This is a genomic window from Algoriphagus lacus (assembly GCF_003583985.1).
Classification (GTDB): Bacteria; Bacteroidota; Bacteroidia; order Cytophagales; family Cyclobacteriaceae; genus Algoriphagus; species Algoriphagus lacus.
Map to the genome: position 1 here is coordinate 84,187 of NZ_QXML01000009.1, position 24,042 is coordinate 108,228.

Consider the following 24,042-nt stretch of genomic DNA (forward strand, 5'->3'; position numbering starts at 1 on the left):
TAGTTTATATTATGCAGGCTAAAAACGCTATTGAGAGTAGGATAAATAAATTAGCGATGGTTAAAGTAGGCAGACCCAGTATGAACTTTTGACCAATTCGCGTGGGTTAGAAGTAATCTTTCACTAGAGATTGTTTTTCGCATTTTAATTATTTATGTGACATGGATTACTCACCTGTATTAGAAAGCTTAAGAAAATTTGCTCCGCTTACTTCTGAAGAGGCCGATTATTTTTCCAAATTTTTGAAAATCAAGCGTTTTAAGAAAAAGCAATTTTTGATTCAGGCAAAAGAACCTTGCAGATTTGATTTTTTTATTGTTTCTGGATTGGTCAGGGAATATTTTACCGATTTAAGCGGGAAAGAATTTGTTTTTAGGTTTGTGAAGGAGAACGAATGGACCAGCGACTACGAAAGTTTTTTGTCAGGAAATCCAGCATCCTTAACGATTGAAGCTTTGGAGGATTTAGTGGTTTTTTCAATTTATCAGGAGGATGCCAACATGTTACTTGAGACCTTTCCTGCGTTTGAAAGAAGCTTTCGAATCTATCTTCAGAAATCCTATTCATCTCTTCAGCACCGCCTTTTTGAAAGTCTTAGTAATACGGTTGAACAGCGGTATGAGGAATTTGTCTTCAGATTCCCGGATCTTGCCCAACGGGTTCCTCAATACCAAATCGCGGCTTACCTGGGTGTCAGCCCGGAATTTTTGAGCAAAATAAGGCAACGCAGGGGAGGTGTTGTCTAGAACTTTTCGCGCGTTTTTAAACTACTTCAATCTACATTATTGAATTAGTTCAATGAACCTTCGGTCCCTGGACAGGTAGATTTGCAATAAAAATTACCTTAAGCTATCCTATGCGAAACTACCTGTTTCTTGTCTTCTTTGCCTTTTCAGTTTCCTCAAGCCATGCCCAAGTTGTTGGTGAGTTTTTCGCCACTGAGAACTACATGAACCATGAAGTCTGGTGGTCAAAACCATTTGCAGATAGTTCCCGGTTCAGTTTCTTTAGTTTCAACAGATTTCGGATCAATTTCGAAAATTCAGCCAATTCCCAATTCCTGAATTATTCTACTGTAAATTATACCTTGGGGAAGAATCTGGGGATTTCGGGTGGAGGATTCCTTACCCAGTATGGATTCGCTCCACTTATTGCCCTCAATTATTTTTACCTGTCTGAGAAATGTTTGATTGGTTTGTTTCCTGGTATTCAGGTACAAGACAGTCCTAATGCTGATCTTTTTGCTTTTATCCAATTCCGTCCTAAAGTCAATGATAAAATTGGTGTCTTTATCCAATTAATCGCTTCCTCAAATTTTAATTTTAAGCGTCATAATGTAAGTGAGCAGTCCTTACGCATAGGATTGGATTACAGATCCTTTCAATTTGGTTATGGATTGGACCTTGGCCAATATACCTATAGTGAAGGGGTCAATACCAGTACTGAATGGATAGATGCACATGGCTTGTTTATCAGAAAAGAGTTTTGAACAATAAGGATGTCCCTGTGAAGTCATGGATTAAACGTTTGACTTATTTACAAGTAAAGTGATTTTTGATTGCAGGTTCCGCATTGATTTTATTATACCGCAATTTGGGGGAATTTTGATCAAGAGATCTTCGGGATATTTGCAGCAGTAAGTGAGAGGTGCTTCTTGTAAAAGTCCTTATTTAAATCCGCCGGGGTCGATCTTTAGAAGTTTTTGAAGATTCGTCCGTAATTGAATCACAAAGGTATCGTAAGAGTTTCCCGCAATCATGTTCTTCTGTTGAAGCACTTTTGTTCTAGGATTTTTTGTGAACTGAGTTTTTAGAAAACGTGTAAAACAATCAAGAGAAAATGAAAAAAAGCATATTAATTGTATCCTTATTCCTAAGCATACTATCCGATTCCTTGGCTCAAACAAGTCCTTTTGAAAAATTGGGTAAGGAAATCCAGGCTGAGCAGCTAAAGAATGATGTGGATGTGTGGATGGATTGGCTTCATGCTACTCATCCTGATCTATCTTATACCGTTAAAGACATTGACCACTTTTACGAGGAAGTTGAACGGATAAAAAGTGGTATTACCGCTCCAATGACCGTGTTGGAATTTTGGAGGGAAATTTCTTCCCTTAACAGTCAGTTATCAGATGGTCATTTAATTGTGGGACATATCACCGGTGGTGTCGTAAAGGATTACCTTTCAAAAGGTGGTGTTTTCTTTCCTTTTGAAGTTGTTTTTGACAAGGGAGACTTAGTGATTGAAAGTAAGCTGGCTGGTGAGCCTACCGAGTTTGCCGGCTATACCATTACAAGAATCAATAACCTGCCTATAACAGATATTCTTAATGAATTGACTCCACGAATTAACGGTGATTCTGAAAAACATAGGCAAGTTCTTCTTCAAAGAAAGTTTGCACTCCTTCATATGCTCTTTTATGGAGAAAGTAAGCTTTATGAGGTTGAATTGAGAAAAGGCGGTGACGTGAAAATGATCAAGGCCAATGGAATTTCCGCTCTTCCCAAATTCTACCATTCTGCGACGTTCGATCAGGTTTTTTCTTTTGAAATTCTTGATGAAAAAAATGCAGTAGTGACTGTTAATGAATTTGGGTGGGAAAACTCAAAAGATTATTATGATTTCATGGATTCTGTATTTACCACACTCACCCAAAGAAAGATTGATCATTTAATTATTGATGTTAGAGAAAATGGGGGAGGAGATGATGAATATTGGATGAATGGAATCCTGAAGTACATCGCTGATCAACCTTACCGATGGGGTTCTAGCTATAAAAAGAAAATCTTGGGAAGATTTAGAGACCCCGGAGAGGTAATCGGTACTGTAATAGAAGGGGAAATTGATACATTGATTCAGCCTGCGCCAAAACTTGACAATAGATTTTTAGGTGACGTGTCTGTTCTTGTTGGCCCCTATACTTACTCCTCTGCAATTTTATTTGCAAATACAGTCCAGGATTATGGTTTCGGAAGACTCGTTGGAGAACCTACTGGTGGAAAGAGTGGTCAAACAGGAGCGATTCAATTCTCATCCATGCCTCACTCCGGTCTACCTATGATTGCTCCTCGTTTCTACTTGGTTAGGCCAAGTGGTTCGAGTCCATTGGATCCGGTGAAGCCTGACCTTATGATGGAGTATGATAGACTGGATTCCAAGAAGATGCTGGAGTCCATCCTTAGAAAATAAGGGCAGCAATGACAATTGCTTTGGAAAGAATTGATTTAGCTTGATTTAAGGATTAGTATTCATCGGAAAATTGAATTTCTTACTAGTGAATACCCGGTGGATTTTGTTCTTCTGGAATTGTATTTAATGTTTTGGTATATGGGTTAGGATTTGTTCCTCCAAAACAGGAATATCCTCATCCCTATGGCCAACTTTGGAATAAACAACCTTTCCTCCCTTTATTAAATAGATGGTGGGGAATATTCTTACCTGCCACTGTTCGGGGATCTCCTGGGGAACAAAAAATAAATCATAGGTTACTTGAAGTCTTTCCTTGAACTGAGTAACCATTTCTGACCGTCCTTGGTCTAAATGGTTTAACCCCACTACTTGTAGTCCGGATGCCTGGTATTTTTGATGCAGTTTTTCCAGCTCGGGCATGGCCTTTATACAAGGAGCACAGCCAACAAACCAAAAGTCGACCAGATAAAGCGTACTGTCTGATTGAGGAAAGTTGAGAAGGAATTCCTTTCCATTTAGTTTGAATGTTCTGATCTCAGAAATTGGTGCACCAACTGAAAGGGAGTTCACCGTTGGATTCTGGTTAATGTTGGGATATTCAATTTTGTATGCAAACGGATAGCTTTCTACTTCCCATTTCTCTTTTCCAGGTGATGTTTTTTCATAATTGATTTCGAGTAAAGACCATTCTTGCTGAATTTTCATGAATTCGGCATATCCTTCGATTACCTCAGGGAGGTAGGTCTTTGAATTGATATATACCGTTCGTTGTAAACGTGTGATTTCTTCGTCCACAGGGAAGTCGAACTGGAGCTTGTAATACTTTTTACCCTGATTTTCAGTTTCCGAAAATTGAGTAAGGGTTCCCCTTTCCAAGTAAGATTGAAACGGTAACTCTTCATAAAAAAATCTGGGAATTAGCTCTCTTCGGATATTATTGGTAAAGAAATTTTTTTTAGTGTTTGAGACAGGGAATTGTTGAACAAGTTCTTCCTGTGGCCAAACTAAACTTAGTTTTTCTCCATCGTAGATGCGACTCTCATTGGAATGAGTCATCTTTAAATTGAAGTTTAAGGTTGAATCGTTTGGTACTTTCTGCAGCTTGATGCTGTACCAATCTGTTCTTAGGGTGTCCTTGCTGTCGAAGTATTTTTGCTGGTGTTTTGCCTGGTATTCAAAGTAATTCAGAGACTTGAGTTTACTCACCATGGAATCCAAAATTGACAACGCTGGCTGTTCCTGAGAGAATGCATCAGGCAATAGAAACAGATATCCAAGAAAGACGAAAAAGAATACCTTGGTTGATTTCATGAGGACCGGATATTTTTTGGAAGGTATCATATTCTTCACTTAAAAAAACCACTAAAATTCCCTACTTCTTCTTGAAGCGAAGCCTTTTAGACACAGGTCCAAAAAAATACACTGGATTCGGGTTTGACTTCTTAAAGAATCTAGGCCTGTTGATATTTGTCTTATGAAGACAATTATAAAAATTCAGAAGTTTAAGAACCTAGGTATGGCAACCTTGGGTTCCTTGTTTTTAATGGTACTTGTTGTGGGGTTGTTTAGTTCCTGTTCCGAAAAAAAGGATGAAGAACCTACGGGAGAGTTTTTTGTCAAAGGAAAGATATCCGGTCAGGAAATTTTATTTTCCCAATCAGCCACAAGTGTTCGGGAGCCTAGATTATTCATTGGTTTTGCAGGTAACACCCCTTCTTCCGAGTATCCGTCATTTTCTTTCGGAATAGAGGATGTGGCAATTGCTACCGGGGAGTTTAAGGAGACTGATCCAGGGATCGACATGGTGTTCCGATATACTTTATCCGGAACAGAAATTTACAATTCTCAAATCGGTACAAACCCTGATTTTGTTATTACGATTACCTCTTTAAGCAATAATATTGCTCAGGGTACTTTTAGTGGTACTCTGATTAGAGAAAATAACTCCAATCAATCGATTGTCATTACTGAGGGTTCATTCCGTTTGCCGATAGATTAATTAAACCTTGATTTTCCGGTATTGCTAATTTTCCGCTCCAAATTCTTACTTCAGAGGTTTGGAGCGGATATCTTTTTGGTAAACATCATGGAAGATTTTCCAAGGAATTGGATTTGATGGCAGTTTCTTTTAAAAGTTCTTCAGGTGTAGCCAATCCATAGGGATCTTTTTCTACTCCTTTATCCAAACCTCTCAGTCTGTACCCAATTAAGACTTCTACTTCTTTGAGGCACACGTTCTAAGTACTGTTTTTTAGATCTCTTTATTTTTCAGATATTCTTATCCAAGTTCGCAGCCCTTGTTGGTTCAGATTCCAAATAACCTTCCTTTCAGGCCATTTGGGATAGAACATTTACTGAATCATACTTCTATGCACTTTCGCAGATCAATCTTTTCACAATAGGGAAAAAGGGTTTTCTTGGGAATCACGAAAGCATTGAACATTCCTTTAGGGGATTTTATTTCTCTCCCAGCTGAGAAAACAATTGTTTTTTTTCGGTATTCAAAGGTATTCTTGAATGGACTCCATTCACGTTTCGGGATCTCATTTCCTGGTTTCTTATTGCCAGTTCTATCCATTCTTTGTTAACTGCAGGATTAAAATTTTCAAGATTCCTGTCCATGCAAGAAACAATCAGGTAAAGGGCGTGCAATAAATGGATAATGAAATTGAGGCGGTTTATTCTTTGTATTGGTTTTGTAGCATAGGGACAAGGATCCAATTTAGGTCCTTTGAATACCACTTTCAGTTTACCTGAATGAGAATTTAAGCCTGTTTTTTTATGGAGTCAAAAGCTTTTGGGAGGATTCTGCCCAATGGGTTAAAATCCATTATCGCCATGTCCAAATGTCCTGCGAGAATTAGCCCCCCAAACCCAGAGATCCCTCCATTTTTTGGATAGGAGTGAGGTCAGGCCATCCATCTGGATTTAAGCTTAGAGGAAAGAAAAATAAATTCAATTCCAATTAACAATGCCGGATTGAACGGGACTTTGGAATTTTCATGTTATTACCATTCAATTATCATCCAGTTTATTAAAGCTTCTATTCCTGTTTCCAAAGACAGCTTTCTTTTTGGAGAAAAAATTATGTCAATCACTAAGACCTATGTCTAATTATATTTCCTCTTTGTCACTGGTCCATTGAATTTATTCCTTGAGACTTTAATTTTAAATAGGAATTTCTTCAAAACGAATAGGAATTGTTCCTTTTGATTTTTTTAGGTAAAGTAAATTAATCTGAAGAACAGCAGTTTATGTATAAACCGAGTATAAAAAAACTGGGACAATCAGCATTCGGAGCAATATTAATTTATGTACTTCTTTTTTTATTTTTTTTCTCCTGAGCCAATTTGGTTGACCATTTTATTGGTGCTTCTTCTTGTTTTCTCTTCTTCACAAAGAAAACTATGGTGTTGAAGCATTTTATATGGTTTTGATTAAGTCAAATAAGACAGATATGATATTGGGATAATCTATTTTTCCTTTGAAGGTATGAATACCTTGTGTCATAGGATTTAGAGTCTTCTTTTTTTGTTATGCCGAAGACTTGTTTATTGATAAAATACCATAAAAAAAGGGCCTAAGCCCTTTTTTTTGATCACTTTGTATTGAAATAATAGTGGCCGCCTATACCTATTAAAAAGCCGCTGTAATCGTAGAATTCGAATCCCACCTGATTAAATCCAAGTTCAATATTTAGTCTAACTGCATCTGTGATTTCCGGTACATGAAATTCAATGCCGGCACCCACACCAAATCCGATATGATTTTCCCTTTCACTTCTCGGATTACCTTGATCATCAAATGTGGTGTATTTGTATGAGTAAGTCCCTAGTTGTCCAAGTAAATAAGGCTTGTATACAAATGAATCTCCTTTTTCCTGGAAATTATAAAGGTATCGACCATAGATCGAGGTAAAAGGCCCTGAAAAACCTAAGACCGCCTGGGCAGAATGTTTTTCAGTGAAATCATATTTTCCACTTAGTCCAAAAGATGGGAAGCTCGATTGGAATCCGACACCGAATCTAGGGTGTCCTAAATCTTGAGCTTTTCCAAAAGAAATTGCGCTGAAAAACAGGATTAATACAAAAGTTGCTTTTTTCATTTGAGTAGTAAATTGGTTTAATTAATTAGTGTTTAGTTTATTGTTTTTTGAGCCTGTTTTTCTACCAGGATCATTTTTTTCTCCTTTGTCATTATGCCTTTTCTAATTCGGCTCAAATGTCTCTGGGTAATGCCTAAATAGGAGGCAATGTGGTTTAGTGGTAAATGCTGGAAATAGTGCGGTTGATGCTTGATTAAGTTCATATACCGTGTTTCGGCATCCTCCTGGTATATTATCCGGATAATTTTTTCCATCCGGGAAAACTGCTTTTCGGAGTAAATCTTTAAAAATTTATTCCAGCTTAAATGTTGTTCTTCCAGAATGGTTAATTCAGCCTTTGATAATACGATTGCCTCTGAGTTGACAATGGACTGAATGTTTTCCTCTGATTCTTCCCCCGTTAAATAGGAGGATAGGGAAGTGAGAAAATTATTCTCGAAAGTAAAGCCATGGGTTATGGATGTACTTTGATTTGGGGAAAAGAAGGATCTGAAGATGCCTTTTGTAACGAATAGAAAGTCCTCGCACTTTTCTCCTTCCTTGATAAAAAATTCATTCTTTTTGAATCTTTTAAGTCTGGTTCTTTCGCTAAGAAATTGAATTTCCTCTTCCTTGAAAAGGTTAAGACTTCTTAGATAGGTCTCAAAAAGCTTCAAATGATTAGCTTTTATCATAGTGGTTCGTTTCCATAAAAGAGTTGCCTGGTTTCGGACGTTGTTGAAAAGCTTTCGAACTATTCTTAAATTCGGCTTAGCCAGGATTGAGAGGGTAAAAGTAGGTTGAGCAATCAGGGCTCAAAACCCCCAAATTGGGTTAAATTTTAAAGAGATATCAGTTTTTCCAAGAGGATTTCCTGATAGGATTTACTTACTTTTTCACCCTTTTATGCTTTTAAATTCCACCTTCTTTTTGAGAGATTGCCAATTGTATCAGCTTTCACGTCTTTTTTTTAGCTATTCGAAAACCCCAAGGAACAATCGGTGACCAAATGCAATGTCTGGTTAATTTGATGAGGCCTGATTGGTGAGTTTCAATACCTTAAATTGGGTGATCTGATGGAAAGGTTTATTCCCCTTACTTTGTAACCTGCCTGCTGCGATGAAAAAATCTATAGTACTTTTCGGAATTCTATTTTCCCTGTTAGTCCTGACGGCTTCCGCTTTTCAGTCGGATACCAAACCTGAACTGAACTCGATTATCCGTTTGGACAGAAGCCAGGGTTTGATCCCCAGTTACATCTATGACCTTGCTTACGACAATCAGGGTCAATTAATTTTGGCTTCCTATGGATCGGGGATTTTGGTCTATAATGGTAAGCGATTTAAACCCCTTTTACCGGATTCTGTCTCAGACTTTCCGGTTGTAAGACGTATTGTGGCCTTTGATGATGAGGTTCTCTTCGTTCATCATACTGGGGTATGGCACTATAAATACGGTTGGGAGTACCCGAAAGAAGCCTTTTCAGGAAATTTCATGGTGTATTTGCTCAGAGAATTGTCGGGAGAAAGGGTTATCCTGTCAAATAGTGAACAATCTCTTCTTTTGGAAAAAGATGAGGAGGGTGAATATTCCAAAGCGACTCAACCTTTTCCCTTTCCGCTTAAGGAGTTCCTGGAAATTTCAGACTCGATGTGGTTAGGGATTGATATGGAGGGGAAAGTTTATTTTTATAATCCCAAGACAAAAGTTTTGGATAAACCCATTGATCTAGGCTTTTCGGTCGATAAGGCATTTTTTTTTAATAAACAGCTCATTTTTTATGGATTTGGCAAAATTGAGTTTACCGATTTGAACTTGAATCCCATTAAAAGCTTTTCCTTAACACCGGATCAGCGCTTTTATGCCTTTCTTGAAGAAAATGACAGGATTTGGATGTCAGGTCCAAAAGGCCTTTTTCAACTTAAAGATGAAGGTGTTTTTGAGGTTCCCGGATTGTCGGACTTGGCAAATTCTCAGATTACTAAAATCCTAAAAACTCCCGATGGTACCATTTGGATGGGATCCTATCAAGAGGGGCTGTTTAAATTGTATGATCAGGACATTCTGAAAATCCGAAATAATGGACAGAGTTTAGGGTATGTCACCAACCTTCTTGCAAATCCGGCTAAAGAAAACTCTACCGTTGTAGTGACCATGAATTCAGCTTGGATGTATGAATCAGGATCACTTAAAGAATTTGAGATACCGGATAAGCCCTGGTTCCCAAATTTTGAAGCAGGAGCCGTTACAAAAGAAGGAAAGATTTATTTGGGAGGCCGGCAGGTTTTTTATACCGGTAAGTTTGGAGATCCTAAATTTAAAAAGGTAGAGGTTGATGGGCTATTGTTTGGTTCAGTCCTAAGAATTGTCCCTTTACCAAATCAAGAGCTTTTGGTTGGATCACTGAACGGGATGTTCTTGCTGGACAGTAAACTGAATATCAGGAAAGTATTCAAAAATGACCTAATCAGGCCCACCAACATCTCACAAATATCCTATCTAAATGAAGACTTGATTCTATTCGGAAATTCGGTGGATCTTTTCCTTTGGAAAAATGGGCAAATCTATAAATTTTCAAATCCGGAAATTCAGGGACAAATTGTTTACCATACCCCATTTAATTCCAGAGAGATTTGGTTGGGAAATTCAAACGGTGAAGCACTTTTATATGATCTCATTCAGGAAAAGGTTCTCATGAAAATTCCCTCCCGAATTGGAGAACTTATTTTATCCATTGGTTTTGGACCGCAAAAGCAGCTTCTTCTTGCAACTGAAATTGGACCTCAGTTGTATTTTCAGGACAGTTCATACAGAGTATATGATGAAAGACTTCAAGCTTACGAAGTTCCCTTTAACTCCTTCCGTTTCTTTAAAAACGGAGATTATTTGTTGGGCACCATAAACGAGCTGTTTTTGGTAAAAGACTCCTATAGGCCAAGAAAAAAGTCAATGCCATTCTTGGAGTCGCTACAGGTAAATGATCAGTTACCTACAGCCAGACCGGAGTTGGGTGGTATCGCCAATTCCACATTAACTCTGGAGCCGGAAATGAACAACTTGCTTTTTACCATCAATCATGTGGTGTTTCAAAACGGAAAGGAAGTTGAATACAGTTTTAAATTAAATGGCTTTTCAGATGCCTGGGGACCCTGGCAATCCGGAGAGTCAGTTCAGTTTACAAATATTCCGCCCGGAGATTATTCCCTGTCCGTTAGGGTAAGGTATTTGGACGGTGAACTATTGGAGCAAAAACTGCCCCTGAAAGTTCAAATCAAAGTGCCGTTTTGGAGGTCTCCAGTAGGTTTAATACTTGCGTTTCTAACGATTTGGGCATTTTTCTTTTTCCTGCTTCACTTTTTTGAAAGAAGGAATATTCAGAAAAACAAAAAACTGGCCCAACTTGTAGCAGATCGAACAAAAGACATTGCGGAAATAAACCAGAACCTCGAAAATATAATCAAGTCAAGAACTTTTGATTTGGAAAACAAAAATCTGGAGTTGCTCAAGACCATTGGGGAAAAGAATCGGTTTCAACGGAATGAGCAAATAATTTCTTCAAATACCTATGATATCGTTTGCCTCATTGACACCTCCTTTAGAATAAACCTCATTTCAGATAGCATCAAGGATTTTTTGGGGATATCCGCCAGGGAAGTTCAAGGGAAGAGTATACATGAAATTTTTAGTGACAAACTTGAAGTGGGTAAATTGATTGATTATTTAAATCAATCCGATTCTGAAAAATCCGGTAATCCGTCAATATTACTTCCCTTCCAGCATGCGGAGACGAATGAAGAGATATCAGTGGAAATTGTCGGTAAAAAAGTATTCGATTATGAACGCTCTCACCTTTCCGGATATGTTTTAAATCTTAGAAATGTCACGGAGAGGGAAAGTCTGAAAAATGAACTTGTCGGTGTATACAGAAATATTTACCGAGATTTTCATGATGAGGTCGGGAATAAACTTGCCAGGATTATTGCCTTGGTCTCCATGGCCAAAATCCAATTATCCTCTAAGTCTGAAATTGAAACCACCATTCAAAAAGTGGAAGTCACCGCAAAAAATCTCTATCGGGACACCAGAGACTTCATCTGGTCACTGGACGAAACCAACAATAATCTGGATGAATTGAGTATTCAGATCAGAGATTTTGGAGAGCAACTCTTTGATGGATCGGCCATTTCCTTTAATTATTTTTCCAGTAACCTTTCTCCGATTCCCATCAAGCCCAATCGGGTTCGGGACATTTTGCTAGTGGTGAAAGAGCTGATGACTAATGTTTTAAAGCATTCTGAAGCAAGCCAATGTGATTTTTTTGTAAGAAAACAAGGTAGGAACATCTATTTCCTGATTTTGGATAACGGGATTGGTTTGTCGCGGTCTGATTTTGGAAAAGGCCGGGGACTCAGAAATATTCAGTTTAGATCACAACGGTCCGGTGGAACAATTGTCTTTCGGGAAAAGGAGCGTGGGACCCTGATTGGAATCCTGATTCCTATTGATTAATCGGACTCATCGAGCTGGAATTAACCCGGTCTCCTCTTCGGATTAAAAATTAAGGGTTGTTCAATCTTATTGAGGCAGCTTGATCAAATTGAGAATTGAATGCTTGTGTTGCCACTTCTATTTTTGGTCGACCATTCCAGAAGTTTTTCCTTAGTTTCTTAAGGACAGCTATAGACTCCTGGGGTCTCCAGTAATTCCTTTACTTTTTGGTTTGGGAGGATTCCATTTAAATCAAAAATGAAATTGAATTTTTCTGCGTACAAATCGTTTTCAATCGATCCTAAGAATATGGTCTTTGATTCCCTGAGCAGATCTTCCGGATCAAGTTCTTCCAATGGGAAATTTGTCCAAACTTGCTTATGATACTGTCCACAGATTTTCAACAGTAAAAGTGTTTGTAGCTTTTCCCCAAAAAGAATCAAGGTTTTGGAATTTGGGTAAGTCAGTTTCCCTGCTTTTTTGAACAGGTCAACAAGCAGACTTGCCTTAGCCAAAATAGAAACCGAGTCCTGGAAAGTTAAATCTGAAGGTTTGTGGAAAACCTGTTCCAAATCGCCGATTTTTAAATGGGATCCGGAAGAGGTTTTGGAAATCTTCACAAAGCCTAGGACTTCATCGCCAATTTGAAATTCAATTACCTGTTTACCCTTTCTGATAACTATTCCAGAAAAAGCAATCTCTGATTTAGTTTCAATTCTTGGATTTAGGTTCTTTATTCCTGAAAATACCCTGATTCTTTTCCTGTTTCTTGAAAATTTCAGCCGCTCTGTTTGTGTAGAAATTGATTTGGAAACAAGTACCAATACCAGAATTTCATTTATGCCTAAATAACCTTCTTTAAGTTCAAATCCAGTTGGTTTATGGGAGCCGTCAGCATGGTTGGATTCGTTTTGGTTGGAAGAAAAATTTTGCTTGGCCGGATTGAATCCGGGAGATTTTCTGAAAAACAGAATTTCTGTTTCAAATCCTTGTTGGAATTGGAGATTAATTGATTCTTTCATAGTGGTTTAGTTTAAATAGATGGAACAGGAAAAGGCCTGCGTTTTCCTCCTTAAGTTCCTGGCTCAGGCCAACCTGATCCTTTTACAATCAAATGAAAACAGAACTGCTTACAGGAGTAAATCCGAAAGTAAGGTTCCCTTACCTTTACAAATAGGATCAGGAGTCTTCTTCAAGCGGCTCTGAACAGGAGGTTAGTTTCCTGATGGAGGGGAAAAAGTTTTGGTTTTTGAAAAGTCTGCATAGTTGAATTAATTGGAAGATTGATAAAAGTGGACTTTTGAATCACATTGTTGATTCTGTTTCCATATAAATCAAAACTATGGGTTGAAAGTCTGAGAAAAATTAACCTAAGTTAATTTATCACTTGATTTGGGGGAATAATGATAAAAAAGTACCCCTTAAAGAAGGGGATTGGCCTTGTGGTGTTAAAATGATTACAGGAATTTGGGGATGAATTGGGAAATCCCCGAAAGGGTTTAAATGTATCTTTTAGACTTGGCCAGTTCGATGGCTTCGGATTTGGAATTTACCTGGAGCTTTGAATAGATGTTTTTGATATGGGTCTTGGAGGTCTCTTTGGAAATAAAAAGAAGATCGGCAATCTGGGAATAGGACTTCCCTTCTGCTATCAGTTTAAGCACATCTTTTTCTCTTTCCGACAAAGGAGAGTTGGGATTGGAGTGGAAATTGTTTATGACCATACGGGCGATTTTTGCGCTCATCGGTGCCCCACCCTTGGTAAGTTCATCCAGTGAATTGACCAGTTCAAGGTAATTGTAACTTTTTGTCAAATAGCCACTGGCTCCAGCTCTTAATGCTTCGAAAACCAGTTCAGAATCATCGTAGACCGTAATGATCACCACTTCAATGTGTGGGTGTTTTAATTTGATGTATTTGGTCCCTTCAATTCCCGAAATTTTTCCGGAAAGCTGAATATCCATCAAGATGATTTCAGGGCGGTCTTTTGAAATGTTGGCAAATGCCTCTTCACAGCTATCATAGGCATTTATGAACAGGTATTTATCAACTGATTTGATCATCAGTTTGTAACAGTCTCTTAATTCCCGATCATCTTCAATTAATACTACCCGTTTTTGAAATTCCATTTTCATCTGATTTACAATGCAACTTACTGGATAATAAGGTTTTTTGTTATACCGCAAAATGGGGGATATGATCTTGCTGAAAAATTTTTCTGAATTCCCTTTGAACTCATGCCATCCAAAAGTCCCATCTCCCAAATAATGGACACAGGTCTAATTCTCTTACTGACAATGGTTTTCTGCATTTTCTCAAGCAACCATTTTTTTCACAGGTGCATCCCTCCAGATGAATCTTTAATAAAACAATCATTATGCAAAACGAAACAAAAGAATTAAAAAATCAGCTCCATTGGATGAAATTGCTTTTAACGGTCAATCTTTTACTCCTGGGCTTTGTCTTCTTTTCCTCTTTCAAACCATCGGTGGATGACCTTTTAAGAGTGAGAGGTCTGGTGATAGTGGATGAATCCGGTAGGGAAAGGATGTTGATCGGCTATCCAATTCCTGAATCAAAGCATCGCTTCAGGGATAATCCGGAAAGAGTCATTAAGGAATGGGCTGCTGAAAGGGGAGGTGCAGAATTCGCTGATCGGTATAAAAATGATTTTTATAACAAGGCGGAAGGAATAGTTTTCCTTAATGAAGCGGGATATGACCGGATGGCGATCGGAGAAAGATTGCCTGACCCCAGTGCCGGAGTAAGACAATTTGAGTCTGCCGGTATTGCAGTCTTTGACGAAAAAGGCCATGAATATGCAGGCTTCGGACTTTCCAAAACCAAAGAGGGAAAATATCGAACAGTATTGGGAATGGATGATCCTGAAGTGGGAGAGTCCATGCACATGTTCATCTTGGAAGACGGTTCCAGAGGATTGCAAATCGCCCACCCCGGGGGAAGATTACTGCTGGGTTCCGGGCCGAAAAATGGCTGGGTCTTTAATTCAAAGGAAGATTTTGTTGGGCTAAAAGCAGAGGATAAGGAAGGTAAAACGCTACTTGAGCACAATGCCTTAAAATCGAACAATCAATAAATCAAATGGCCGATTTACAAAATCGGCCATTTTTTATTTTTCATCACTTAGTTATTGCTGTTTTTCAGATCAAAGACTCGAATGTAATCCACTATGAATTCCTGAGGATAATGTTCCGGATTCCGAGTTTTTTCAGCCTTTGGTATTTCATAGATGTTCAACATCATTTGCATTGGGTAGTCAGGGGATTGATTAATCGTTCTGATTACTTTCCCATCAAGAAAGAACGTTACTTTTTCCGGACTCCATTCTGCTCCATAGGTGTGAAATTCAGTGACATCAAGTTCAAAAGGATCTTCATAGAACTCATCCTTTAGCTTGGGATCCTGAAATTTCCGGATTCCGTATCCAATGATTGCCTTATTGCTTTCAATGTTCCAGCCCTTAATTTCAACAATACAAAGCTCACTGGAATTTTCCGGTTTGTCTTCAAAGCCTATCATCCACAGTGCTGAAACATTGGTAGGGTGGGCAGAGGCTTTGGCCCGAATTTCAATGTAGCCGTGATGCATTAGGAATTTCCTTTCGCTTACCTGCTCCTCCCTTACCACGCAGGTAGGATGAACCCGATGTTGGCCAATTTTGCTGTTTAGCGGACCTGAAAAAATTCCGGTTTGGAAAGAAGAAACCCTGATGTCTCCATTAAATTCTTTCGACCAGGGTTCCTGATTGTGGTCTATTTTTAGATGCAGTAATCCATCTTTGAGCTCATACCTGGCTTTTGTTTTTTCTCGTGAACTCCAATGGGATAAATAATAAGGAATCCATACTTGCTCATTCAGCTGAGGTTCTTCAAATGTTTCGTTGAGGATCAACTTATAGTTTGATTTTAACATAGCATTTTCGAAATGCTGATCTAAAGCCTGAGCAAACAAATTCAGACTGATAGTAGCTTGAATAAAAATTAGAACTAGGGATCTGATAATGATTAAAATTAATGGTGTCTGGATGTCTTTTTTTTGTTGCGAATTTGCAGAAACTGATTGGTCCTTGAAAAACGCCTTTAGTATTGATCAATTTATTAGACCTATGTCTAATATATGTTGAATTGTGACCTATTCACATTTTTTCCTGTAGCAAGGTGAAATACAGCACCGTTTTGATCTTAAATTTTAAAACCATAAAAACTCTATGAAAAAAGTAACATTATCTTTCATCCTGGCACTTTTTGCCACCTTAATTTTGGCTTCTTGTGAAGAAGAACAGACGCCTGACACTCCCAGAGCACTGGAATTGATGGGTAAAAGTTTCTCTAATTCCTCAGGCGTTCCAATTCCAACTTCAGTCGGGGTGGGTTCCAATGCCCGTTTAATAACTCATACAGTCATTCAAAATGGGCTGTATACCTTGGTCGAAAAGCGAAGCGTGATGACAGCTAACAGTTCCCCGGAGTTGAACGCTATTTGGGCCCAGCACTCAACAAATCCCTTGGATTTTCCTCAGGTCAACCTGGAATCGGAAACGGTAATTGCTGTATTCAGCGGTATCCGCTCCAATTCAGGGTATACCCTTGAGGTAACCAAAATTTGGGAGTCAAATGGAAAGCTGGTCGTCGGAATTAAAGAAAAAGTCGAGTCAGGAGTTACGCTGACGGTAATAACCAATCCTAATCTTTGGTTGAAAATTCCAAAAACCAACCTGCCTATCGAAGTTTATTTTGAATAGGAATTCATTACTCCTCTGGGATACTATCCCAGAGGTTTTTATTTCAAATCGCCAACGCGTTTGAAAAAAGACCTCGCTAATTTGATTTTAAGAACATTTTTGATCTTTTTTATCTACCTCCAGTTCAGAACTTAGTTAAAAATAAATTTCATTTCGAAATTCCACATTGATTCTGAAATTGAAGTGCTGACTGAATAGGAAACCCTTCAATGGAAGAATTTAACTTGGACAACTTCCTTTGCCAATCACGGAAAAAGCGGATCCATTAGTATTGGGTATCTTAACCTGAGAGGATTAAGATTGAATTGTACATTTGTCAACAGCTTCGAAAGAGCAAAACAATTCTAAGAAAAAGTGTTTGAAGTTCAACTGTCAGACTTGCCAGTTGAATGGGGGAGGCAAGCCGCATTTCCTTTTAAGCCGCATGGCCCAAATAGTTCCGGGGCCATTGTAGAAAAAACCGATTGGAAGCCATGTTCGAGCAATACCATTGTATACTTTGAAACGGAAGATTGATCTTTGCTTGAACTGAGAATTGAAATGGCCGGTGTAAAGATGGTATAGCCTAAAATGAATATAGGGGAATTTGGATTCGTGGCAATTTTCCTTGACAGCGAGGGCAGTACCTTTGGTTTACATTCCAGAAATTAATCCTCAGGTTTTTCATGGCTTACAACGCAACACTTGCCAATGGAGTGAGAATCTATTTGGCTGAATTAGAAGGTATTGCGGTCGTAGAAAAAGAGATGTTTGCCGTTCTGAATTTCCTGGTTAACGGAAAAACGGGTATTTGTGTAAGTGGTGACCGACTGATGCTTCGATTTGATCCGGCTTTACCGGAGTCGCTCTCATTGCGAGAGGGATATGAAACTATGTTGATGAAAAGAAAAGAGTGTTACAAAGGATATTGTTATTTCAATTCTCGGGGATACAGGAATAAGCCTGATTTTGACTATTTACTGGCTGTTTTCCTGAATTTCAACAAGGTTTCCCGAAAATCAAATTCTAAGAATCGGACTGGAAAAGGAATAAAAAAGGAAGTCAATTGACTTCCTTTTTTATTCCTGAGAGATGATCGAATTGTGACTTGGATCGATTTATTGATTGGTGGTAACGGCATTTTCATCGTTGACCAACTCGACAATTCCCCCTTTGTCTAAACCCATGAATATCCTGTCCTTGTTGCCTAATTTGATGACTTTGAGGTCCCATACACCACCTTGAGCGATTTGGGGAAACTCTTCTGTCTTCCAAGTGGCACCTCTGTCCTCACTGTAGTATACTTCAAGTTTCTGTACTTCGCGAGCTTTTATCCATCTACCGGCATAAACCCTTGAAGATTTAGTTGGACTTATTCCTATTCCATGGAAGAAATCTGAGTTTTCTTGAGCGTTAATCAAAGTCTGCCAAGTTTTCCCATTATCAATGGATTTAGATAATTCTCCTTCCCAGCCCACATAGATGGATTGTGGATTATCCCGGTCAAATACTATTTCCTTAACCGTAGTCGGATTCGGTACTAAGTCATACCACGATTTTTCTTCTTGTTCATTTTTCAATTTAATCAAATAGCCATTTTCTATTGATCCCTGACCTCCGACCCAGATTTCATCAGTTTTTAATGGATTTACTGACAAAGTCATAAGTGGTTGGGCAGTCATTCCCCAATCTCCCCAAATAGGAGTCCATGTTTTTCCTTTGTCCAGCGATTTGGCAACTACTAATTGACCACTGGCATATAACTGATTAGGCTCGCCGGGAACGGCTTCAAAATCACTTAATCCGTCTTTAAACCGCTCATCAGACCCTCCAAAATTCGTATCAAATACATTCCAGTTGGTTCCCCTGTTCGAGGTTCTGTAAATTTTGACTTCCGTTGCCGCTGTAGTGAAATTGACCACCGAAGCAAGAATTTCAGAGACTGTAAAAGGATGAATGTCCCTTACATCATTTTTCTGAAGTCCCAATGGAAGGAATTTTGAACTGGGTACATTCAGTTGCTTACCATATACCCCATCGGTAGTTGCCGCAAAAATCCAGTCTCCGGCAATTACCAACTCATTAACTGATATGCCGTTCAGTTCATGATTGACCAAGGTTAAGGGGCCTGATTTGATGGGTTTGAATTCGTTATCTTCAACACATCCACTGAAAAAAAACAACAGAGCTGTAATAAATAGAATTGTTCTTGAATTTATTTGATTCATATAATTTTTGTTTTTTTATATGACGGGATGCTCATGCTTAATGCTACTTATTTTTGCTGTTCTTCTTGTGATTTTGGAGTTGCATTTGATGGTTTAGACATAGGTCCAAAAAAGTATTTTTTCTCTTCAGTATAATCCTTAAATAAATATAGCTTACAGTTTAAGAGGTGGGATGAAATAAAAATAATGTAAGTCAGTCTTTTGTTTTGTATATCCTGTATATTGAGTTTGAAAATTTAATTTTATTTAAATTTTGGAACTGTTTTGTTTTTGGACGTTCCTTATAATTTTTGATCAATATTGAACAGTCCTTTAACTGGGTAACTTGCAGAAGGAATCTTTTTTTGGACTGTTTAATGGACATTTGTCCATAAAGTGCTTTTCTGGAGGCTATCCTAAGGACTGGATCGTCCACGGTTTAATTCTTGTAAAATCACATGGGAAGGGATGGACTTCTTGCCAGTTCCTAAGGGTCATAGCTCTGTGACTAACGAATTACTTTATATGTACCATTAACAAATTCACTACCCATGCTCAAGTATTTCAGTTTCTTGATAGGCTCAATGATTTTTTTGATTTCCAATCCCCTTTCGGCCCAACGTCATGACCTGGTTGACAGTCTACTTAGCGCGTATATAGACTTAAATCAGTTTAATGGATCCGTTTTGATCTCGAAAAATGAACAAATTGTTCATCTGGCAGGATATGGATTTAAAAATAAGGAGTTAGGTGAATTGCATACCCCGGAAAGTATTTTTCCCATTGGCTCACTTACCAAATCTTTTACCGGAATTTTGATTTTGCAACTTCATCAGGAGGGATTAATTGATCTGGATGCACCTGCCAAAAACTATTTAAATGGCGTGGAAATTTCAGAAGAAATTACCGTTTCCCACCTGCTCTCCCATAGCTCCGGAATTCCGGATGCCCTGGAATACGAGGAATATATTAACTGGTTATTTACGGATACTCCAGTAAATATCCTTCAGGTGATCCGGCTTTTTGAAAAAGCTGATCTTAAGTTCAAACCGGGGACGAAGTTTTCTTACTCTAATTCCAATTTTATTTTGCTGGGCGCTATTGTTGAAAATTTGAGGCAAGTCCCATTTCAAAAGGCAATGCAGGACTATATTTTGGATCCTCTTGAGATGAGGAATTCTGGATTTGACTTCTCAAATCTCTTGGATGAAAATAAGTCGGTGCTTTATTCCATGCTTTCTCCCCGAAAAACACAGCTTGCACCTTCGTGGAATTTTAAACTTACCCTAGCTGATGGTGGTCTTCACAGTTCCCTGGCAGATTTGTTTAAGTTTTACCAAGGGTTGAAATACAACAAGTTGCTTTCAAAAGATTTGGCAAGTGTTTCCTTTACCAAAAAGAACGATTCCTATGGCTACGGTTGGTTTGTTGAGGATAAATTAGGAGTCTCAGTGATTAACCATGGGGGGAATCTTGAAGGGGCAACTAGCTTTTTTGCCTGGGACCCTGTAAATGATATCTGTATAATTCTATTGAGCAACACCACATCCACTATGCTGGAAAGAATATCATGGAATATATATTCTATTTTAAACAATAAACTTCCGGAATTCCCAAAGGAAAAGGCTAGAGTCACCGTTGATGCGGAAATTTTGAATCGTTGGGTAGGTATTTATCAAATATCCGATAAACTCCAAATTACTATTTCTGAAGAAGGAGGGAATCTATTGCTTCAAATCAACGATGGAGTAATGGAAACTTTCTACCCAGAATCTGAAACTTCCTTTTTTATACCTAGAGAAGATGTTTCAGTTTCCTTTAAAAAGACTGAAGATGGAATTCAGATCAGGTATAAGGAAGGTTTAGGAACCAAGGTAGGGGATAAAATTGAGCATTGAAGAGGTTAGGGAGTCCGTCCTTCTGGTTTCAATTAAATTTGCCTCATTGAATTTTCAATACACCTAACCTTTTCCTTAAATGGCTTTAATTGATCCTAAGTTTAAGGGAATAATTTGTTATCCTGCCCGATCCGTTGTGATATTCTAAGATGCCTTTAGATGTCAATCGTGAGTGATTTGAAAATACACTTTCAAGAAGGATGTTCAATTCAATGACTTATGTCCAATTTTTAATTAAAACCAAAGGTGTTTAAGTGGTTTAATTGATTATGTCTTTAAATTATTTCAGTAACTGAAGGATATGGGATTCATGGGTACCATGGTGTAAAGTTTAATTTAATTGAACTGGTGAATTGTATATGAAAAATGGAGTTAATTAAACTGAAAACCCGAAAAGAGTATTGGATCTCAGCTTCTGTTTTTCCTCAGGATTCTTTTTTGGTTTTGATTATTTCCCCGGCAACGGGAGTTAAGCAGTCTTTTTACCATCCTTTCGCCAACTACCTAAATGAAAATGGAATCACCGTCATTACTTTTGATTTTCACGGTATAGGTGAATCATTGGCGGATTCAATAAAAACTGTCTCCACCAGTGCCTCCGAATGGGGAGTTCATGATCTGGAATCCGTTATTGAGTTTTCCAAAGTCCGATTTTCTTTGTCCAAGATTTTTGTCTTAGGACATAGCATAGGAGGCCAACTTCTGGGATTTGCAAAATCTTCAGTCGATTTGGAAAAAATTATTTTAATAGGCAGCCAATCGGGCTATTGGGGGTTTTGGAAAGGGAGTGAAAAATTGAAAATGTGGGCAACCTGGCATGTTCTATTCCCGGCTTTACTTAAAATCTATCGGTATTTTCCTGCCAAATCTTTTTCAAGAATGGAGGATTTACCGAAAGAGGTTGGATTGCAATGGAGTAAATGGTGCAGAAGTCCTGATTATTTTTTGGAGGAATTTAATGAAGATGTCCTTTACTTTAAATCCATTGTCACTCGGGTTACTTGCATAAGTATTGAGGATGATAAATTTGCCCCAATTGATGCTGTGAATTGGTTGGCTGATCGGTTCTCAAAGGCTCAGATTAAACGGGTCCATTTAGATCCTTATGACTTTGGATATAAAAGCATTGGCCATTTCGGCATATTTAAAGAGAATAACCGTCTTGTTCTATGGAGGATGCTTCTCAGGGAGATTCTTGAATAGGATCTTAAGTTGTTGGGAGTATATTTTTCCTGTAAAGATGAGTTTGGATCTCTCCTTAATGAAAGGAGTTACAGCATTGAATTTTACAGAAATGGAATTCAACCTGTTCCTTCTTCGCTTGAGATTTTCTTTAGGGTTTCCAAAATCCGATTTTCCATTTTTATTTTTCTCCAGATCACCCAGGTGAAACCCAATAGAAAACCGTAGCCACTGAACAAAACGTACCAATACATCCCGGATGAAAGACTTTGTTTGAAATAGGGGAGTAGCATGGTAAACCCAACAAGGTACAGCAAATACAGTATGGGGATGAAAATTTTGTTGACCACATTTTGCCAAACATAAAAAGCAACTACCCGGTCGTGGAATGCAGTAAGAGAGCTTTCCAGACTAATGGTATTAAACCGATAAGTACTTATAAATTCCAAGCCCAGTCGTATACTGATGGCTGAGATCATCAACCCCAAACCGGAAATCATCCCGGTAAAATCATGGGATATAGCCCACCCTAAATAAAGGAAAAGACCGACCATCAGTGAACCCAAAATCAGAATAGTCCAGATTTTTCCTCTCTTTAAATACCGAAGATGATTCTCAGCCTTTTCCAGAGTCTCATTCGGATTTGCAGTTTGAGTTAGGATAGGTTGACTTTCCCAAAGCTGATTGAATTCTTCAAAGTTTTCCATGTTGAGCACAGGATGTGAGTTTTTTCTTAATTCGATGAATAGTGACTCTTAATGATTCCTCAGAAATTCCAATAACTTCTGTGATTTGGGAATAGGGTACCTTCTCCAGTACCATCAATATGATAAGTCGGTCTTTCTCCTTGAGTTGATGAATGCACTCGTACATCGTTTTAAGTCGATGTTCATGCTCTGGGTCATATGTCTCTGTGACGGACTCAAAATAGGTGGAATAACTTTTCTTTTTCTCTCGTGCTTCTTTTCTGATCTGCATTAAGCACATATTCACTGAAATCCTGTAGATCCATGTCCCTACATTGGAGTCTTTTTTAAAGGAGTCTTTTTTTTCCCAGATTTTAATGAATATTTCCTGGGTATAATCTGCAGCCAAATCCTCATTTCCATTGAAGAAACCTTTGCAAAGTCTGAATACCTTGGGGTGAAATTGTTCATAGATCCTGATAAACTCCGCTCTGCTATTCACCTTTCTCCAGTAGTTTTTTTAATTGCTCAATAAACCAATCCCTTTGGTCAAACATGATAAAGTGTGCGGAATTTTCAGCATATATAAATTCGGTGGAAGGGAGTTTCCTGTATTGGTCCAAGTAGTTTTTTTGAATCGTTGCCTTATCCGGGAATGTTGCGGCTATTACGGTCACAAGTGTTTTTATTTGAGCTATTTGGTCCCTTAAATCCAAGTTCAACATTTCGGTATATCCATAGACATAGGTTTTTCTGTCGGCCTCGGTGATCCACTTGGTAATTTGGCTATGCTTTTCTTTGTTTAAACTGAGAAAAGAAGAGTTCCTTGAAGTAAGCTCCTCAAATGATTTCTGATCCATTTCCACCATCATTTTATTTTGTGGGCTGTCATACTTTAGTTCCTGTCCCTGATAATTGGGAATCATTAAGGCAGCTGTTGCCGGTAGTGCATCCACAACAATCACCTGCTCAAATAGGGTGGTATCTGTTGTGGCCATCCAAAGTGATAAGGTGCCACCAAGGCTATGGCCGATAAGGGTTGGGGCAACCAAGTTATTGGAATCCGCGTATTCCAGGATTTCCTCTTTGATTCTTGACAACCATGGGGTACCCACAGGAGGAACTTCTCCAAATCCCGCAAAAGTAAATACATGGCATTCGTATGTCTTGGATAATTCGGAAACAGTTTCTTCCCAAACCTCTCCGGGGCAACCTATCCCAGGGAAAAACAAAACTGGTTTACCGGATCCTGTAACAGAGACTTTATAGGATTGCTGAGCGAAAATAAAGGGGGAACTCAGACTGATTAGGAGCAATAGGAAAATCTTTTTTAGTTTCATTCTGGAGTTTTCCCTTTAGATGCCGTTCTACTCAGTTTGTTACACTGGTTTTGATTTATTCTACTGATTCTCCCTGACTTTTTTGTAATTCATGCGAAGGGAGTTATTGGTAACATGATTCCATTTGCATCAAAACGCTCATTACCTGTCACTTGGAAGAAGTTCCGGGGAAAATGGCAGATTTGATTTAGCCCTCAAAAATGTTTTTTTAGTTATTGGAATCTTGA

General features: G+C 38.4%; 21 protein-coding genes. 10 read left to right on the forward strand and 11 right to left on the reverse strand.

Annotation, left to right across the window (positions count from 1 at the left end; genetic code table 11):
• Positions 1-161: 161 nt before the first annotated feature.
• From D0X99_RS16470 to D0X99_RS16480, 3 genes are all read left to right on the forward strand, one after another.
• Positions 162-746: a Crp/Fnr family transcriptional regulator gene (locus D0X99_RS16470; protein ID WP_119478954.1), complete on the forward strand. Its 585-nt coding sequence runs from the start codon at positions 162-164 to the stop codon at positions 744-746.
• Between the two features lie 110 nt (positions 747-856).
• The gene (locus D0X99_RS16475; protein WP_119478955.1) at positions 857-1,489 is read left to right on the forward strand and encodes a hypothetical protein; all 633 of its coding nucleotides are present in this window, start codon (positions 857-859) and stop codon (positions 1,487-1,489) included.
• A gap of 350 nt (positions 1,490-1,839) precedes the next feature.
• Positions 1,840-3,189 (forward strand): S41 family peptidase, encoded by a 1,350-nt coding sequence (locus D0X99_RS16480; RefSeq protein WP_119478956.1) that lies wholly within the window; start codon positions 1,840-1,842, stop codon positions 3,187-3,189.
• Between the two features lie 123 nt (positions 3,190-3,312).
• On the opposite strand, the gene D0X99_RS16485 is transcribed toward D0X99_RS16480, so the two are convergent.
• Positions 3,313-4,500, reverse strand: coding sequence for a TlpA family protein disulfide reductase (locus D0X99_RS16485; RefSeq protein WP_158587720.1), 1,188 nt, complete (start codon positions 4,498-4,500; stop codon positions 3,313-3,315).
• A gap of 163 nt (positions 4,501-4,663) precedes the next feature.
• Here D0X99_RS16485 and D0X99_RS16490 point away from each other — a divergent pair, with 163 nt between their 5' ends.
• On the forward strand, positions 4,664-5,188 hold the full coding sequence (locus D0X99_RS16490; RefSeq protein WP_119478958.1) for a hypothetical protein: 525 nt from the start codon (positions 4,664-4,666) through the stop codon (positions 5,186-5,188).
• An 85-nt stretch (positions 5,189-5,273) separates the two neighbouring features.
• On the opposite strand, the gene D0X99_RS20435 is transcribed toward D0X99_RS16490, so the two are convergent.
• The 3 genes from D0X99_RS20435 to D0X99_RS20775 all read right to left on the reverse strand — a co-directional run bounded on the left by D0X99_RS20435 (position 5,274) and on the right by D0X99_RS20775 (position 7,968).
• Positions 5,274-5,423: a hypothetical protein gene (locus D0X99_RS20435; RefSeq protein WP_158587721.1), complete on the reverse strand. Its 150-nt coding sequence runs from the start codon at positions 5,421-5,423 to the stop codon at positions 5,274-5,276.
• Positions 5,424-6,787: 1,364 nt separating this feature from the next.
• The gene (locus tag D0X99_RS16495; protein ID WP_119478959.1) at positions 6,788-7,294 is read right to left on the reverse strand and encodes an outer membrane protein; all 507 of its coding nucleotides are present in this window, start codon (positions 7,292-7,294) and stop codon (positions 6,788-6,790) included.
• Between the two features lie 32 nt (positions 7,295-7,326).
• Positions 7,327-7,968: a Crp/Fnr family transcriptional regulator gene (locus D0X99_RS20775; protein WP_119478960.1), complete on the reverse strand. Its 642-nt coding sequence runs from the start codon at positions 7,966-7,968 to the stop codon at positions 7,327-7,329.
• A gap of 424 nt (positions 7,969-8,392) precedes the next feature.
• Here D0X99_RS20775 and D0X99_RS16505 point away from each other — a divergent pair, with 424 nt between their 5' ends.
• On the forward strand, positions 8,393-11,782 hold the full coding sequence (locus D0X99_RS16505) for a sensor histidine kinase (RefSeq protein WP_119478961.1): 3,390 nt from the start codon (positions 8,393-8,395) through the stop codon (positions 11,780-11,782).
• Positions 11,783-11,940: 158 nt separating this feature from the next.
• Here the strand turns inward: D0X99_RS16505 and D0X99_RS16510 are convergent, their stop codons facing one another.
• Both D0X99_RS16510 and D0X99_RS16515 read right to left on the reverse strand, forming a co-directional pair.
• A complete protein-coding gene (locus D0X99_RS16510; protein WP_119478962.1) occupies positions 11,941-12,783 on the reverse strand; it encodes an MDR/zinc-dependent alcohol dehydrogenase-like family protein in 843 nt (280 codons plus the stop codon).
• 477 nt (positions 12,784-13,260) lie between these two features.
• Positions 13,261-13,890, reverse strand: coding sequence for a response regulator transcription factor (locus D0X99_RS16515; protein ID WP_119479028.1), 630 nt, complete (start codon positions 13,888-13,890; stop codon positions 13,261-13,263).
• Between the two features lie 290 nt (positions 13,891-14,180).
• Between D0X99_RS16515 and D0X99_RS16520 the strand changes: the two genes are divergently transcribed.
• On the forward strand, positions 14,181-14,858 hold the full coding sequence (locus tag D0X99_RS16520; protein WP_158587722.1) for a hypothetical protein: 678 nt from the start codon (positions 14,181-14,183) through the stop codon (positions 14,856-14,858).
• Positions 14,859-14,905: 47 nt separating this feature from the next.
• On the opposite strand, the gene D0X99_RS16525 is transcribed toward D0X99_RS16520, so the two are convergent.
• On the reverse strand, positions 14,906-15,694 hold the full coding sequence (locus tag D0X99_RS16525; RefSeq protein ID WP_199708126.1) for a glycoside hydrolase family 16 protein: 789 nt from the start codon (positions 15,692-15,694) through the stop codon (positions 14,906-14,908).
• A 295-nt stretch (positions 15,695-15,989) separates the two neighbouring features.
• Here D0X99_RS16525 and D0X99_RS16530 point away from each other — a divergent pair, with 295 nt between their 5' ends.
• Together D0X99_RS16530 and D0X99_RS16535 are read left to right on the forward strand one after the other, a co-directional pair.
• Positions 15,990-16,523 carry a protease complex subunit PrcB family protein gene (locus D0X99_RS16530; protein ID WP_119478964.1) on the forward strand — a complete coding sequence of 178 codons (534 nt, stop codon included), beginning with the start codon at positions 15,990-15,992 and terminating at the stop codon, positions 16,521-16,523.
• 665 nt (positions 16,524-17,188) lie between these two features.
• Positions 17,189-17,572 (forward strand): RNA methyltransferase, encoded by a 384-nt coding sequence (locus D0X99_RS16535; RefSeq protein ID WP_119478965.1) that lies wholly within the window; start codon positions 17,189-17,191, stop codon positions 17,570-17,572.
• A 48-nt stretch (positions 17,573-17,620) separates the two neighbouring features.
• On the opposite strand, the gene D0X99_RS16540 is transcribed toward D0X99_RS16535, so the two are convergent.
• Positions 17,621-18,730, reverse strand: a complete 1,110-nt coding sequence (locus tag D0X99_RS16540; RefSeq protein ID WP_147392247.1) for a sialidase family protein — start codon at positions 18,728-18,730, stop codon at positions 17,621-17,623.
• 530 nt (positions 18,731-19,260) lie between these two features.
• On the opposite strand from D0X99_RS16540, the gene D0X99_RS16545 reads away from it, so the two are divergent.
• Both D0X99_RS16545 and D0X99_RS16550 read left to right on the forward strand, forming a co-directional pair.
• Positions 19,261-20,607, forward strand: coding sequence for a serine hydrolase (locus D0X99_RS16545; RefSeq protein ID WP_119478967.1), 1,347 nt, complete (start codon positions 19,261-19,263; stop codon positions 20,605-20,607).
• 366 nt (positions 20,608-20,973) lie between these two features.
• Entirely contained in the window at positions 20,974-21,810 is an 837-nt protein-coding gene (locus tag D0X99_RS16550; protein ID WP_119478968.1) for an alpha/beta hydrolase family protein, read from the forward strand.
• Positions 21,811-21,908: 98 nt separating this feature from the next.
• Here D0X99_RS16550 and D0X99_RS16555 read toward each other — a convergent pair whose 3' ends face one another.
• From D0X99_RS16555 to D0X99_RS16565, 3 genes are read right to left on the reverse strand one after another with little or no spacing between them, the layout of a single operon-like run.
• Positions 21,909-22,496 (reverse strand): hypothetical protein, encoded by a 588-nt coding sequence (locus D0X99_RS16555; protein WP_119478969.1) that lies wholly within the window; start codon positions 22,494-22,496, stop codon positions 21,909-21,911.
• Positions 22,483-22,977, reverse strand: a complete 495-nt coding sequence (locus tag D0X99_RS16560; RefSeq protein ID WP_119478970.1) for an RNA polymerase sigma factor — start codon at positions 22,975-22,977, stop codon at positions 22,483-22,485. Before D0X99_RS16560 ends, D0X99_RS16555 begins: the two co-directional genes overlap by 14 nt.
• Entirely contained in the window at positions 22,970-23,815 is an 846-nt protein-coding gene (locus D0X99_RS16565; RefSeq protein ID WP_119478971.1) for an alpha/beta fold hydrolase, read from the reverse strand. Before D0X99_RS16565 ends, D0X99_RS16560 begins: the two co-directional genes overlap by 8 nt.
• Positions 23,816-24,042: the final 227 nt, after the last annotated feature.

What these genes read in the sequence shown, in the direction of transcription:
- D0X99_RS16470 (WP_119478954.1), top strand. Translation starts at nt 162, where the DNA reads ATGGATTACTCACCTGTATTAGAAAGCTTAAGAAAATTTGCTCCGCTT.
- D0X99_RS16475 (WP_119478955.1), top strand. Translation starts at nt 857, where the DNA reads ATGCGAAACTACCTGTTTCTTGTCTTCTTTGCCTTTTCAGTTTCCTCA.
- D0X99_RS16480 (WP_119478956.1), top strand. Translation starts at nt 1,840, where the DNA reads ATGAAAAAAAGCATATTAATTGTATCCTTATTCCTAAGCATACTATCC.
- D0X99_RS16485 (WP_158587720.1), bottom strand. Translation starts at nt 4,500, where the DNA reads ATGAAATCAACCAAGGTATTCTTTTTCGTCTTTCTTGGATATCTGTTT.
- D0X99_RS16490 (WP_119478958.1), top strand. Translation starts at nt 4,664, where the DNA reads ATGAAGACAATTATAAAAATTCAGAAGTTTAAGAACCTAGGTATGGCA.
- D0X99_RS16495 (WP_119478959.1), bottom strand. Translation starts at nt 7,294, where the DNA reads ATGAAAAAAGCAACTTTTGTATTAATCCTGTTTTTCAGCGCAATTTCT.
- D0X99_RS20775 (WP_119478960.1), bottom strand. Translation starts at nt 7,968, where the DNA reads ATGATAAAAGCTAATCATTTGAAGCTTTTTGAGACCTATCTAAGAAGT.
- D0X99_RS16505 (WP_119478961.1), top strand. Translation starts at nt 8,393, where the DNA reads ATGAAAAAATCTATAGTACTTTTCGGAATTCTATTTTCCCTGTTAGTC.
- D0X99_RS16510 (WP_119478962.1), bottom strand. Translation starts at nt 12,783, where the DNA reads ATGAAAGAATCAATTAATCTCCAATTCCAACAAGGATTTGAAACAGAA.
- D0X99_RS16515 (WP_119479028.1), bottom strand. Translation starts at nt 13,890, where the DNA reads ATGGAATTTCAAAAACGGGTAGTATTAATTGAAGATGATCGGGAATTA.
- D0X99_RS16520 (WP_158587722.1), top strand. Translation starts at nt 14,181, where the DNA reads ATGAAATTGCTTTTAACGGTCAATCTTTTACTCCTGGGCTTTGTCTTC.
- D0X99_RS16525 (WP_199708126.1), bottom strand. Translation starts at nt 15,694, where the DNA reads ATGTTAAAATCAAACTATAAGTTGATCCTCAACGAAACATTTGAAGAA.
- D0X99_RS16530 (WP_119478964.1), top strand. Translation starts at nt 15,990, where the DNA reads ATGAAAAAAGTAACATTATCTTTCATCCTGGCACTTTTTGCCACCTTA.
- D0X99_RS16535 (WP_119478965.1), top strand. Translation starts at nt 17,189, where the DNA reads ATGGCTTACAACGCAACACTTGCCAATGGAGTGAGAATCTATTTGGCT.
- D0X99_RS16540 (WP_147392247.1), bottom strand. Translation starts at nt 18,730, where the DNA reads ATGAATCAAATAAATTCAAGAACAATTCTATTTATTACAGCTCTGTTG.
- D0X99_RS16545 (WP_119478967.1), top strand. Translation starts at nt 19,261, where the DNA reads ATGCTCAAGTATTTCAGTTTCTTGATAGGCTCAATGATTTTTTTGATT.
- D0X99_RS16550 (WP_119478968.1), top strand. Translation starts at nt 20,974, where the DNA reads ATGGAGTTAATTAAACTGAAAACCCGAAAAGAGTATTGGATCTCAGCT.
- D0X99_RS16555 (WP_119478969.1), bottom strand. Translation starts at nt 22,496, where the DNA reads ATGGAAAACTTTGAAGAATTCAATCAGCTTTGGGAAAGTCAACCTATC.
- D0X99_RS16565 (WP_119478971.1), bottom strand. Translation starts at nt 23,815, where the DNA reads ATGAAACTAAAAAAGATTTTCCTATTGCTCCTAATCAGTCTGAGTTCC.